Source organism: Bacillales bacterium (assembly GCA_035700025.1).
GTDB lineage: Bacteria > Bacillota > Bacilli > Bacillales > DASSOY01 > DASSOY01.
Genome location: DASSOY010000012.1, coordinates 68,220 through 81,439, shown reverse-complemented (window position 1 = coordinate 81,439; position 13,220 = coordinate 68,220). Strand labels below are relative to the sequence as shown.

The 13,220-nt window shown below is 49.0% G+C and carries 15 protein-coding genes; 12 read left to right on the top strand and 3 right to left on the bottom strand.

All coding sequences use genetic code 11. The features are described from left to right. Positions 1-41: 41 nt before the first annotated feature. The 9 genes from VFK44_02420 to VFK44_02380 all read left to right on the top strand — a co-directional run bounded on the left by VFK44_02420 (position 42) and on the right by VFK44_02380 (position 8,066). On the top strand, positions 42-1,733 hold the full coding sequence (locus VFK44_02420) for a M20/M25/M40 family metallo-hydrolase (protein ID HET7627219.1): 1,692 nt from the start codon (positions 42-44) through the stop codon (positions 1,731-1,733). 134 nt (positions 1,734-1,867) lie between these two features. Beyond that, positions 1,868-2,260, top strand: a complete 393-nt coding sequence (locus VFK44_02415; protein HET7627218.1) for a DoxX family protein — start codon at positions 1,868-1,870, stop codon at positions 2,258-2,260. A gap of 20 nt (positions 2,261-2,280) precedes the next feature. Further along, positions 2,281-3,246 (top strand): ring-cleaving dioxygenase, encoded by a 966-nt coding sequence (locus tag VFK44_02410; GenBank protein ID HET7627217.1) that lies wholly within the window; start codon positions 2,281-2,283, stop codon positions 3,244-3,246. A gap of 419 nt (positions 3,247-3,665) precedes the next feature. Beyond that, on the top strand, positions 3,666-4,181 hold the full coding sequence (locus VFK44_02405; protein ID HET7627216.1) for an acyl-CoA thioesterase: 516 nt from the start codon (positions 3,666-3,668) through the stop codon (positions 4,179-4,181). Positions 4,182-4,299: 118 nt separating this feature from the next. After that, on the top strand, positions 4,300-5,154 hold the full coding sequence (locus VFK44_02400) for an SDR family oxidoreductase (protein ID HET7627215.1): 855 nt from the start codon (positions 4,300-4,302) through the stop codon (positions 5,152-5,154). 150 nt (positions 5,155-5,304) lie between these two features. Next, entirely contained in the window at positions 5,305-5,634 is a 330-nt protein-coding gene (locus VFK44_02395) for a YojF family protein (protein HET7627214.1), read from the top strand. A gap of 13 nt (positions 5,635-5,647) precedes the next feature. After that, on the top strand, positions 5,648-6,307 hold the full coding sequence (gene bshB2 / locus VFK44_02390) for a bacillithiol biosynthesis deacetylase BshB2 (protein HET7627213.1): 660 nt from the start codon (positions 5,648-5,650) through the stop codon (positions 6,305-6,307). Between the two features lie 97 nt (positions 6,308-6,404). Then, positions 6,405-7,484, top strand: a complete 1,080-nt coding sequence (locus tag VFK44_02385) for an undecaprenyldiphospho-muramoylpentapeptide beta-N-acetylglucosaminyltransferase (GenBank protein HET7627212.1) — start codon at positions 6,405-6,407, stop codon at positions 7,482-7,484. 51 nt (positions 7,485-7,535) lie between these two features. Next, positions 7,536-8,066, top strand: a complete 531-nt coding sequence (locus tag VFK44_02380; GenBank protein ID HET7627211.1) for a TIM barrel protein — start codon at positions 7,536-7,538, stop codon at positions 8,064-8,066. A gap of 72 nt (positions 8,067-8,138) precedes the next feature. Here VFK44_02380 and VFK44_02375 read toward each other — a convergent pair whose 3' ends face one another. Then, positions 8,139-8,681, bottom strand: a complete 543-nt coding sequence (locus tag VFK44_02375; protein ID HET7627210.1) for a flavodoxin family protein — start codon at positions 8,679-8,681, stop codon at positions 8,139-8,141. A gap of 128 nt (positions 8,682-8,809) precedes the next feature. Here VFK44_02375 and VFK44_02370 point away from each other — a divergent pair, with 128 nt between their 5' ends. Together VFK44_02370 and VFK44_02365 are read left to right on the top strand one after the other, a co-directional pair. Then, complete coding sequence (locus tag VFK44_02370) at positions 8,810-9,712, top strand: aminoglycoside phosphotransferase family protein (GenBank protein ID HET7627209.1); 903 nt, start codon at positions 8,810-8,812, stop codon at positions 9,710-9,712. A 127-nt stretch (positions 9,713-9,839) separates the two neighbouring features. Beyond that, on the top strand, positions 9,840-10,592 hold the full coding sequence (locus VFK44_02365; GenBank protein HET7627208.1) for a Cof-type HAD-IIB family hydrolase: 753 nt from the start codon (positions 9,840-9,842) through the stop codon (positions 10,590-10,592). A gap of 50 nt (positions 10,593-10,642) precedes the next feature. On the opposite strand, the gene VFK44_02360 is transcribed toward VFK44_02365, so the two are convergent. Then, entirely contained in the window at positions 10,643-11,881 is a 1,239-nt protein-coding gene (locus tag VFK44_02360; protein HET7627207.1) for a crosslink repair DNA glycosylase YcaQ family protein, read from the bottom strand. A 139-nt stretch (positions 11,882-12,020) separates the two neighbouring features. Here VFK44_02360 and VFK44_02355 point away from each other — a divergent pair, with 139 nt between their 5' ends. Then, positions 12,021-12,248, top strand: coding sequence for a hypothetical protein (locus tag VFK44_02355; protein HET7627206.1), 228 nt, complete (start codon positions 12,021-12,023; stop codon positions 12,246-12,248). Between the two features lie 59 nt (positions 12,249-12,307). Here the strand turns inward: VFK44_02355 and VFK44_02350 are convergent, their stop codons facing one another. Then, a complete protein-coding gene (locus tag VFK44_02350) occupies positions 12,308-12,979 on the bottom strand; it encodes a TerC family protein (GenBank protein ID HET7627205.1) in 672 nt (223 codons plus the stop codon). Positions 12,980-13,220 lie beyond the last annotated feature (241 nt).

Here is a 13,220-nt window from a genome sequence, read left to right as displayed (position 1 = left end):
TATACGGTATTATATTTCACAATGTGGAATGAGGGATTTTCATGTATGAAACATTAAAAAAATTGAGCCCCCCGCAACAAGTTGAACATTTAACTAGAGCACTTGTGCAAATGCCAAGCGTCAACGGCACAAAAGGGGAAACCGAGAAAGCAAAGCAAATAAAGCAATGGATCAGCGAATTCCCATATTTTCAACGACATCCCGACGATGTATGGGAACAGCCGGTTTCGGGAGATGAACAAAAACGGAATATTTTTGCGCTCGTGAAAGGGCGGGATGAGACGAAAGCTACGATCATTTGCCACGGGCATCTCGACACTGTCGGCGTGAACGATTTCGGCCGTTTGGAACGTCATGCGTTCGATCCCGACGAGCTTCAATGGTCTTTTCAGAATGACGATGAGAACGAAGAAGTACGGGAAGATGCGCGCTCCGGCGATTGGATGTTCGGGCGGGGAGCACTCGATATGCAAAGCGGCGTTGCCGTGCATCTTGTAAATTTACTCGATTTTTCCGAAAATGCGCATGAACTGGACGGAAATATCCTTATGATGTTCAATCCCGACGAAGAGTCAGAACACAAAGGTGTTATTTCGGCCATCAGCGAATTGCAACGGCTGCGCGAAGCAGAAAATTTAGACTATGTTTGCGCGATCAACTCGGATTTCATCAGCCCGCTTTTTGCCGGAGACGATGCAAAATATTTATATACCGGCGCGGCGGGAAAACTGTTGCCGTCCTTTTACATTTACGGCCGTGAATCCCATGTTGGTGAAACGTTAAAAGGAATCGATTCGACGTACGTCGCTTCAGAAATCAACCGGCGGTTAAGCAACAATATCGATTTAACCGAACCGATCGAGGGAGAAGTCGTCAATCCGCCTTCTTGTTTGCACCAACGTGATCATAAAGAAGCCTATAATGTGCAAACGGCATTTAAAACATTCATGTATTTCAATTATTTTTTGTACGAGGAAAATCCGAAATCGGTTCTCGAGAAACTCAAGCGGGAAACGCGGATCGCGTGTGATGCGGTCGAAAAACGCTTGAAGGTTCAGTATTTGAAATCGCTGGAAACCTCCAAACTTCCGGCTTCCGACTTGTCGTGGCATTTGCGAGTCGATACGTTGGAAGAGTTCATTCAAGAACTGGAAAACCAAAACATCGACACGCAAGCGATCATCGAAAAAGTTTCCGAAGCAAACGCAGATCTCGATTTGCGGGAGCGGGCGTTTCGAATCGTTGATGCGTTGCAGCAACAAGACCCGCAGAAGAACCCGAGGGTGGTTGTCTTTTTCAGTCCGCCGCATTGTCCTCACAATTATTTGCAGCGGAGCAAAGACCGCGACAACCTCGTTTTGCAAGCGATGAGAACCGTAGCCGAGGACGATGATTTCGGCGAAACGTTCGCAATCAAACGGTTTTTCCCGTTTTTGTCGGACAGCAGTTATTTGAATCTCCACGAAACCGACGAGGAACTCGACAGTATGATCAACAATTTCGTGCCGTGGGGAAAAAACGGATATTCGATCCCCGTGAAACAAATTCGTTCGCTTTCCATTCCTGCTGTCAATATGGGCGTATACGGAAAGGATGCCCACAAATGGACGGAGCGCGTTTACAAGCCGTATTCGTTCGAAGTGCTTCCAAAGTTAATCCGAAAGTTTATGAGACATGTGTTGCGCGAACAGTCCGCTGTTAGTGAAGAAAGAAAATCGCTTATGCACGTTTAATTTCGCACGTGCGGAACGAAAAAAGCGTTCCGCGCGTCTTTTTTTTTGCACGGAAAGTGGTCTGGATGATATAATTATCTTGAATTCGAGATAAATTCGATGCGTTTCAATGTATCGAACAAGGAGTGGTCCATATGGGATCGTTCGGCATCTTGCTCGTGCGAGTGGTCGTAGGTTTGACGATGGCCGGTCACGGTTCGCAAAAATTGTTTGGCATCTTTGGCGGAAACGGGTTAGCAAGAACCGGTAAATTTTTCGAATCTATCGGTTTGAAACCAGGCAAAACAATGGCGTGGATGGCCGGGTTAGGTGAATTTGTCGGTGGCTTGCTGTTTGCGGCGGGGTTTCTAACGCCTCTCGCCTCATTGCTCATTGTCGCGACCATGCTCACTGCAATGATTAAAGTCCACGCAAAAAACGGATACTGGGTAACGAACGGCGGAATCGAATACAATCTCGTTTTGCTCACTGCGGCCGTTGCTGTCGCTCTGACGGGACCGGGAGCATTTCGATTGACGCATGGATAAACGGTTAAGGAGGTGCGCTCATGGTATTGAAAGGCATTCATCACGTATCGGCGATGACCGCCGATGCGGCGAAAAACTTGACGTTTTATACAAAAATACTCGGAATGAGGCTCGTAAAGAAGACCGTCAATCAAGACGATCCGTCGATGTACCATTTGTTCTACGGAGACGAAAAAGGAAATCCGGGTACAGAATTGACGTTTTTTGAAATCCCGGCGGCCGCCCGCAATCAACGCGGCGTCCAAAGCATTTCAGCTATTTCGCTGCGCGTTGCAAACGACGACGCTTTGCACTATTGGGAACGACGGTTGCAAGAACATGACGTCCCGCATGAAGTCATTCGACCAAGAGCCGGTCGTTTGTCGCTCGCCTTCGAAGATTTCGAAGGACAACGGCTCATCTTCGTCTCGGATGAACATAATACAGGCGTTAGCGGTGGAAATCCGTGGGAGAAAAGTCCGATTCCGGTGAAATACGGCATTCGCGGACTCGGTCCGGTTCGTCTAACGGTGGCTGATCCGCGACCGACGGAACAAATGTTGACGGCAATGATGGGTTTCCGCAACAAAGGAAGCTACGACTCGTCGGTTCCCGGTCAGCCGGACATTCTCGTATACGAAACCGGAGAAGGCGGAAGTGGTGCAGAAGTGCATATTGAGCAGCGCACCGACTTGCCGCCGGAACGGCTCGGCCGCGGCGGTGTCCATCATGTCGCATTCCGCGTCGAAGACGAAGAGGAATTGCGTCAATGGATCGCGAAAATGTCTGAATTTCGGATTGCGAATTCCGGATTCATTGATCGCTATTATTTTCGATCGCTTTATTTTCGGGAACCGAATCACATTTTGTTCGAGCTTGCGACCGATGGTCCGGGTTTTGACACGGACGAAGATCTGGACAAACTAGGTAAAAAACTTGCGTTACCGCCGTTTTTGGAAGATCGACGCTCATCGATTGAAGCTGCGCTGAAACCTTTAAAATCTTGATCGCGCATTCGCTTTACGAACAAAACATTGTTTCGTTCGATAAGGCAAATCGGTTCCTGTTTCAGACAAATGTTCAGCATATCTGCAATCACGGCACAACCACTTGAATGTTGATGTTATAGAATGGCGCCTTGTCCGGCGTCTTTTTTTACGTAGTATACTGTCACTTTCGAACGGAATGGATAAGGCTTCTCCTAACAGGCGAATGCAGCCGCAATATGCACCTGCGGAGCTTCGATCCTACCGGTTTGCTTGACAAAAGGATTGAAATTTGACAGCGTATTAATGTTAGATGTCACTGCACAACAGGCATACGAGTACGTTCAAGACTGCTGGATACAGTCGCCCATGCCTGGCTTACGCATTTGATGTCGACCACTTATTCCGCAAATCAACAAAGATGAAAGTAGTGAAGCACAATGGTTGAACAACGATTTATGAAAGAATCGAGAACGGTAAAAACGAGTCACGTCCTCCCGCCGGACACGAACCACCATGGGACGATTTTCGGAGGCAAATTGATGGCTCACATCGATGACGTTGCGTCCATTGCGGCAACAAAACACGCGAGAAATCCGGTCGTAACGGCGTCAACCGATTCGCTCGATTTTCTGCATCCCATCAAGGAAGGACACGCCGTCTGCCTTGAAGCGTTTGTGACGTGGACCGGGCAAACATCGATGGAAGTGTTCGTCAAGGTCATTGCTGAAGATTTGCTGTCAGGCGAACGGCAAATTTGTGCAGTATCATTCTTAACGTTTGTTGCCATGAAACAAGATGGCAAACCAACGCCTGTTCCCGGAGTCGTACCGGTAACAGAAGAGGAAAAATGGCTGCACAACACGGCCGAAGAGCGCGCCAAGCACCGGAAAGAAAGACGCCGCAGCAGCGCGGAACTCGCAAAGCATTTCAGCGTGAAAGAACCTTGGGAATAAAATGGATTGACGCCGACCCTTCGATGGGTCGGCGTTTCTAGTCGGCGCCGCGATTAGTTCTGGCAAAGATGAGACATATTAAGAGCATCATTTTTGCAAGGAGGCCGAATGAACGAAAATGAACAAACAAGGACAGCCGTTTCAGCATCAAGACGTGCAGCCGGGAAGTGAAGAAAAAATGCGACCAAGTCCGGATTCAGAAGATGCCGGTTATATCGGAACCGGCAAACTGACAGGCAAAGTAGCGATGATTACCGGGGGCGACAGCGGCATCGGACGAGCGGTAGCGATAGCATATGCAAAAGAAGGAGCCGATGTGTCGATCGTTTATTTGAACGAGCACGACGATGCAAGGGAAACGAAACGCCGCGTTGAAGAAAAAGGGCGGAGGTGTTTGTTGATTTCCGGCGACATCGGGGACGAAGTCTTTTGCAAGCGAGCGGTCGAAGAAACCGTTGAAACATTGGGCAGGCTGGACGTATTGATCAATAACGCGGCCGAGCAACATCCGAAAAACAGTCTTGAAGACATCAACGCCGAGCAACTCGAGAAAACGTTCCGGACAAATATTTTTTCTATTTTTCATTTGACGAAACAAGCCTTGAACCATCTTACTGAGGGAAGCGCGATCATCAACACTACTTCAGTTACGGCCTACGAAGGCAATCCGCAATTGATCGATTATTCGAGTACGAAAGGGGCAATTGTCGCATTTACACGGTCGTTGGCCAAATCGCTGGCAGGGAAAGGTATACGTGTGAACGGGATTGCTCCTGGTCCAGTCTGGACGCCGTTGATTCCGTCGACATTCCCCGCTTTCGCAGTAAAAAAGTTTGGGACGGACACGCCGATGGGAAGAGCTGCACAACCGGAAGAACTTGCGCCGAGTTACGTATTGCTCGGATCGGAAGATGCTTCTTACATGACCGGGCAAGTGATCCATATTAACGGAGGTTCTTTCACGACGAGTTAAGGGCAGCGACGCGTTGACACCTTGAGAAACAGTTCGAGGTGTCTTTTTATTGTTGCCGCTGTCATGAAAGAAGCAGGATGATAGCGTGAACGGTTCAGATCAGCTATAGTGAATGACAGGAGATCCAATAACAAGGGGGTTGATGAATCGATGACTCCGATCGAAATCGAAAAAGTCCAGCGAGAAGTGGACCGATTGGCAAATAAAACGGTGTTTTTGCATTTGGAAACGACTAACGGCGCTTATTCTGCGAAAAAAGTCGGCGCATACATAAGAAACGGAAGCATTCACTACTCGGAAGGGCGGATTAAAGGAACCGGACCTTTCCGGGTTGGATTGAAAATGGAACACGGATGGGTTTATGCCGAAGGCTTGACGCATTGGGAAGTCGACGAAAAGGGGCGGCTGTTGTTGGCCGGCCATGATGAGGAAGGAAAGTTGGCCGTCGCCTGTCAAATCGGCGAGGAAGCTTTCGAATAAGGAGTGAGAGCGAATGGAACGTTTGTTGGTCGTGTTGCCGCATCCCGACGATGAAGCTTTCGGCGCGGCGGGGATGATGGCGCAGTACAGAGAAAAAGGGTGGCCGGTGACGCATGTTTGCGCCACATCCGGACAGATGGGGCGGAACATGGGAAAACCGCCTTTTGCGAACCGTGAAACGTTGTACAAATTTCGCGAGAAAGAGTTAAAAGCGGCGTGCGACGCGTTAGGGGTCGAAGATGTACGGATGCTCGGCATGCGGGATAAAACGCTTGAATTTGAAAACCCCGAGGTGCTCGCCGACCGAATGGAGGAAATCATTCGCGAAGTGAATCCGACGATTGTCGTGTCGTTTTATCCGGAACACGGGATTCATCCGGATCACGATGCGCTCGGGGCTGCCGTCGTCAATGCCGCATCCCGCCTTGGCGAACAGGAAAGACCGAAAGTGTATTTGAAAGCGATTTTGCCGAACAGCGAACAATTGCTCGGCGAACCGGACGTCGTCATTGATGTTACCGATGTACTCGACAAGAAGATCGAAGCCTTGAAAGCACATGCGTCACAAATTCCCGGCATTGTCCGTGAATGGGAAGAACGTGCGGAGAAACGGGATCCTGAACTCGTCAAATGGCTCGGGTACGAACGATTTTGGATGTATTCTTTTTCATAGGACGGCTAGGCTTCCTTCGGATTCTGTCAGATGAATCGGAAGGAAATTTTTTCTTGCAAATCGAAGACTTACTTAGATCGTTTTTGGAGGGTGTAAACTGGAGAAGCGTATTTTGTTCACCGGCGGGGGAACGGCCGGTCACGTCATCGTCAATTTGGCTTTGATCCCGGAATTTTTAAAGCAAGGCTGGGAAGTTGCATACGTTGGTTCAGAAACAGGGATTGAGCGCGAGCTCGTCGGTAAGTTGAGCGGTGTTGATTATTATGCCATATCGACAGGCAAGCTGCGCCGCTATTTCGACTGGAACAATTTCAAAGATCCATTCAAAGTCATGAAAGGTGTTGTACAGTCGTATCGCATCATTCGCAGAATAAAACCGTCTGTGATCTTTTCAAAAGGCGGTTTCGTTTCCGTACCAGTCGTTTTAGGCGCGAGATTGAACCGGGTCCCGACCGTGATTCACGAGTCTGACTTAACTCCCGGTCTGGCGAATAAACTCGCCATCCCTTTTGCGACAAAAGTGTGCACGACATTTCCGGAAACGGCACAACATCTTCCGGCAGGCAAAGTACAGCATATTGGTGCGGTCATTCGCGAGGAATTAAAACTCGGGAATGCGAACCGGGGGTTGGCGCTTTGCGGATTTACAAAACACAAACCGGTAATGCTCATCATGGGCGGGAGTCTCGGTTCGAGAGCAATCAATGAATCCGTTCGCGATCAGCTGGATGTCTTGCTTGAAAAGTACCAAGTTGTTCATCTATGCGGAAAGGGAAATGTCATTCCGTCGATGGAACGGCACGGGTATCGCCAGTTCGAATATGTCGACAAAGAACTCCCCGACTTGCTGGCGCTTGCCGACTTCATCGTTTCCCGGGCAGGAGCGAACGCGATTTTCGAATTTCTCTCTTTGCGAAAACCGATGCTGCTTATTCCGCTTCCAGCCGCCTCGAGCCGCGGTGATCAAATTTTGAACGCACGCTCATTCGAAAAAGCCGGATTTTGCGAAGTGCTTCCTGAAGAACATTTAACAAGCGAAACCTTTGTAACGAAGGTGAACGAAGTGTATGAGCATCGGGCGTATTACTTGAAAAATATGGACCGGAGCGACCGGACGGCGACAATAGAAGACGTGATCGCGTTGTTGAAAGAAACGGCAAGGAGTTCCCGCGTATAGCTGTCTTTCGTCCCATGCAAGCTAACAGCAAACATTGGATCGGAGGGCGACATGAAACTCGGATGTCACGCGAACATTAGAAAAGGCTATTATCGGGCGGCGCTCTATGCTCATTCGATCGGCGCACGGGCGTTTCAATTTTTTCCGAAAAACCCGCGCAGCCTGCAAATCAAACGACACGACCGAAATGAGGCATCCAGATGCGCGCAATATTGCCGCCGACACGGGATCGTCTCGTTGGCCCATGCCCCTTACCCGACAACTATCGCTGCAGAAGACAAAGAAACGCGCACCATCGTTGCCGAATCGATCTTGAACGATCTCGAGATCGTGGAGGATTCCGGTTCAATTGGACTTGTCGTTCATTTCGGTTCACGCAAGCGTCAACAAGTGCTTAAAGCCTATAAAACAATCATCGAAACCTTGAACGAGGTTTTGGGACGTTGGAAAGGGAAGAGTTTGCTGTTGATCGAGAATACGGCCGGAAAAAGTTCGGAGATGGGCACGACATTCCGTCATCCGATCCGAAGCGGTGAAAAGGGGTTCCATTCATTTTGGAAACCCCGTCTTCACCGACTTTGAACCATGAAGATGAACTGGCATACATTCATCGTCGCCGGCTCGAAAAGTAAACCGAGGCTGATAGCGCCCCGGTTACTTTTCATCCGCTAGAAACATTTTGTTCCAAGCTTTCGCTTTTGCGATCGCCGCTTTGTCGGTTTCAATTTCGCCCGGTTTTCCGGCCGTCCCAATGATGTAATCAACGAACTCAACGTCGACAAACTCAAAGATCAAGCGGAATTGCTGAATGAGCGGCAGCGCTTTAAAGACAGGTGAATCACCACCGGTGACGATAACATAGGCCTGTTTGCCTTTCATACGTTCTTTAAAACGGAACCGCTCGTCTCGCATGTATTGCGACCAACGGTCAAAGAACGTTTTCATATAACCGGACATCCCATACCAATAAAGAGGCGTGGCAAAAATCATTACATCGCTTTGCAACATATGGGAGAGAATCTCCTCGTAGTCGTCGTCAACGGGAACGAATCCGCCTTCCCGATGCCGCCGGTCTTCGATCGGCATGATCGAATATTGTTTCAAATCGATTTTCTCTGCTTCGACATTTTTCAATATGTAATCGACGAGCCGTTCCGAATTTGCCGGACTTCGTGAACTGCCCAATACAGCCGTGATTGTCATTGGCGTGTCTCCTTTTTCTTCAATTCGTTCTTTATTGTATCGATCCACACACCATCCGTAAATGATTACGCTCAGCAGCAAACCCATTCTCATCGATCGGGAATAAATAAAGGAGAGATCGAATGAAAGCATTGGACGTTCAAGTGATCCGATGGGCCGAAGAAGTGTTAAATAGCAGCATCACCGCGTATGAACCGTTGACGGGAGCTACTTCTTCTCGCCTTTATAAAATGGAATTGACCGACGCGGAGGCTGTTCTGCGTTTGTACGACAACGAAGCGTGGCTAGAAAAAGAACCTGACTTGGCGGAGCATGAGGCGGAAAGCTTGAAACAGGCCGAAAAATTGTCTGTGGCAACTCCGGAAGTTATTGGGGTAGACCGAAACGGAAAAGCATGCGGCCTTCCTGCCGTTATTATGAGCGTAGTCGATGGAAAAGTTGAACTGCAGCCAGCAGATTTTGAACGTTGGTTGGATGAACTCGCGAAAACCCTTGCCGACATTCATCGCTTGACGGCCGATGACTTTCAATGGGAACATTTTACGTATCAAGACATGGGATCGGTTTCGGTGCCTGCATGGACGAACCGGACAGAAGCATGGAATAGAGCAGCGAAATATGTACAACAGAAACCGAAACAAACGCGATTGTGTTTTATACACCGTGATTATCATCCGTGCAACGTGTTATGGACAAACGGGAACGTGAGCGGCGTGGTCGATTGGGTGAATGCGTGCCGTGGGCCGGCCGGAGTGGACGTGGCGCATTGTCGAGTCAATCTTGCTCAACTATATGGAAGCGAAACAGCCGATCATTTTCTTGACCGTTATTTGGCGCATGCCGGGAGAGATTACAAACATGACCCTTACTGGGATTTGGCCGGTTTGTTCGATATCGGTGCAGCTGAAGCGGCGCCGAGCGTGTACGAAGGTTGGCCGGTGTTTGGCATGAAGCATTTGACGGACGCGTTGATCGCGGAGAGAATCGAACAGTATTTGGACCGCATTTTGGCGCGGATAAAATAGAGAGCGCAGACCGGCTGAAGTGTTTTAAGAGGTGGAGCAAGAAGTTTCATGAATGAACCGTGAAACGGCCGATAATGCTCGAAGACTATGACGATAAACATATGCCTGTATTCCGGAGGAAAATCACATGAGCGAAACAATCCGTATGATTGCGCTTGATATGGACGGTACGCTGTTGACTAACGACGGTAAGATTTCCGAAGCGAACAAAAAAGCGATCCGTTCGGCGCAAGCGGCCGGCATCTTCGTAACGTTGGCCACAGGAAGAAACATGCATGAGATAAAACCTTATGCTGAACAACTTCATTTGGAAGGACCATTCATTTCGATTAACGGAAGTGTTTTGTGGAGAAATATGACTGAAACTTGGAAATGCTATACGCTGGATGCGAAATGGGTCGAACGCATGCGTGAATTAGCCAATCAATACGAGGCAAGGTATTGGGGGCATTCGACAATCGGAGGCTTTCGTAACCACGACTTTATCGAGGACATCGACTCTGTCGAATGGTTTAAATTCGGTTTCGACATCGAGAATGCTATCGACCGAGCTAAGATCTTGCAAACGTTAAAAAAATGGGATGCGTTCGAGATCAGTAATTCGTCACCGACGAACATTGAAGTGAACCCGAAAAGGGTTCATAAAGCTTTTGGCTTGCGGCACGTATGTGAACTCTTGCAGCTGCCCATGCGTCAAGTCCTGGCCATTGGGGACAGCTTGAACGACTTGCAAATGATCAAATCCGCGGGGATCGGCGTTGCGATGGGCAATGCCCAGGAAGCGGTAAAAAAAGCGGCCGATCACATAACGGAAACGAACGAAAACGACGGTGTCGCGACGGCGATCGAAAAATTTGTTTTGATTCATCACCCTCGCTGATTTGACATCAAAGCGGCTGCGGAAATCAACCGCGGCCGCCTTATCGTGCCTCAAATGGCACTCAACGTTCTCAGCAGCGATGCAGGCTCGATTTTGGCGATCGTTACGTTCTCAGCCCCGTGGAACATCGAAAAATCATGCAAAGCTTTTTTCAGCTTTTCTGCCAGCGCTTGCGTCATTTTCACAGACGGTTCCAATTGAAGCAATTCAACGCAAAGTCCCTTGTTTTTGCGGTCAAGACTCGGATTCATGCGGCCGATCAACCGATCCCCATAGAGGATTGGCATCGCGTACGGTCCGAACTTCCGTTTCGCCTTCGGTACGTAGATTTCCCATCGGTAATGGAAATCAAACAGATCGACTAGCCTGTCGCGGCTCCACAACAAATTGTCGAGCGGCGCCAAAAAGCGGACCGGTTCTTGTTCCAATTCTTCCTGAGCTATCGGCTCAACAGCTTGAAGCGCTTCAAAATCCTCGCTCGTCATGTAATAACGACGGCGAACATTCGGAATCTCGATCGGTACGACGGTTCCGGCGTCTACTCTGTGTTCGATTTCCGCGCGTCTTTCGGCGGCAGGAGCGTTAATCCACCCAAATCGCGCATCGCGCGGATCGAAAATCGTATAAGCACGCATGTATTTGTTGACGAGCGCTGTTTTCGAAGTCTCCATCTCCATCTTCTGATCCGCTTCCAACAGGGGCAGCGGAATGGAACTTTCCGTTAAATGATAATAACGCTCGACGCCTTCGCGCTGAACGACGCGTATGATTCCGGCATCCATGAGCAAATTGAGCGCATGGGAAGTGGCTTTCGTCGTTGCTTTCTCGTTGTCCCAGTAACCGTGAACCTTTGTTTCGGAATCGAACGCACGGGAAGGAAGAGGACCTTCTTTGCGCAAACGATCGAGAATCATTTCTTGAACGGCCCGCAACGCTTCCAAATGAGGTTGGATATGATTCAGTCGGCGCATCCGAATCGCTTTGAAAATCGGATAATCCCGCATCGGAATCGCACAGGCGGCGTTCGCCCAAAATTCAAACAGCTTTCCTTCGCTCAAATGTTGTGCCAAGTACTTCGGACGGTATCCGGGAACCCGTGCAGCAAGCACGAGATGCTGATTGCGTTCGACGACGGATACAGGGTCGAGTTGTACGCATTCCAAATGCTCGACCATGCGCAGGGCAGCCTCCTTGCCGGAATGTTCAGTATTTGGGTTCGTGAACAGCTGTTGTTTTTTTAACAAAAATTGTCTTACCCTCGTGCGATCGACCGTCTGTGCCTTTTCCATCCCTATCCCTCCGTTGCGTTCAAAGCTCGTCAACACTATACCGCCTTTTGCAGACGGAGGCAAGAATAAAAACCGTTCTTCCAGATGATTGTCTTTATCGGCACGTTTCCTTAAAGTGAAAGATAAGAGGAGGCTGACCATGCCGATGGACAACTATGGGATTTTAAAAGGAAAAGTCGTTGACAAACAAGTTGGATCAGGGATCAGCCCGCATTACCAACTGCACCTGATTTGGTTGCTCGTTGGCTTCCTGACCATGAGAATGGAAAACTATGATAAAGAGAGAATACGTCCACAACAAAACAACTTTTGCTTGGCTAGGCGTATACGGGTCTTCTCAGGCCGTTCATCGCCGTCCTCGTCGTAACGATTCCAATCGTGAAAACCCCTTACTTGTTGAAGTTTTACAAGGTCGAAAACATAAAGTTATTTTCTCATGAATGAAACATGGTTGATGCACCAGCTGACGAGGAGCACAAATAGCGGCAGCGTACACCAAAAGGTATACGTCCAATGGGGGCTGCCGGACGACCAAAAGCGAAATTGCGGTGTATCGGTGATCATGCGGGCGGCGGTAAAGACTAGAATGCCGCCGCCAATATAGATGAGCGAGGGAAAAGATTCAAGCAGGGACAAGAGGATTCGGCTGCCCCATACAATGATCGGTACAGAAAATAAAAACCCGATGATTATGAGTGCGTAATTCCCGCCTGCAGCACCTGCGATTCCGACGATATTGTCGAGACCCATTACCAAGTCTGCGGCAACGATCGTTCGAATCGCGGCAGCAAGCGTCCCGCCTGCTTTAACGTTCGGACTTTCACGATCCTCAATGAGCAGTTGAAATGCGATGAATACTAGCAAAAGGCCGGCCGTTAACGTCAAAAACGGAATTTTTAATAAGTAGGCGACGACCACGGTCAACATCGCACGCAAAACAATAGCCAAAAACGTACCGAAAAAGATCGCCCGTATGCGTTGCTTCTCCGGCAATTTCCGGCAAGCAAGGGCAATCACCACGGCATTATCGCCGCCAAGAATAATATCGATCATAATGATCGATACGAGCGAGAGCAGCGAATCCGCTTGAATGTCCATGATAAGTCCCCTCAATTCCGCCTTCTTAATCCGAGCGCAAGGCTGGTACCCATTTTATTAATGCAAACGGGCATTTATTCACGCCTTGACGATTGCAATGGACCGTATGAGAAAACGATTTTTATTTTCTGTGAGGACAACAATTTTTCGTCCGCCTTAACTAGCCATTCTCAGCCGCTCGTATCAAGAAAATGGCCGCATTGCATGTGTAATGCTTATAATGGTTGTGAGAGTATGAACG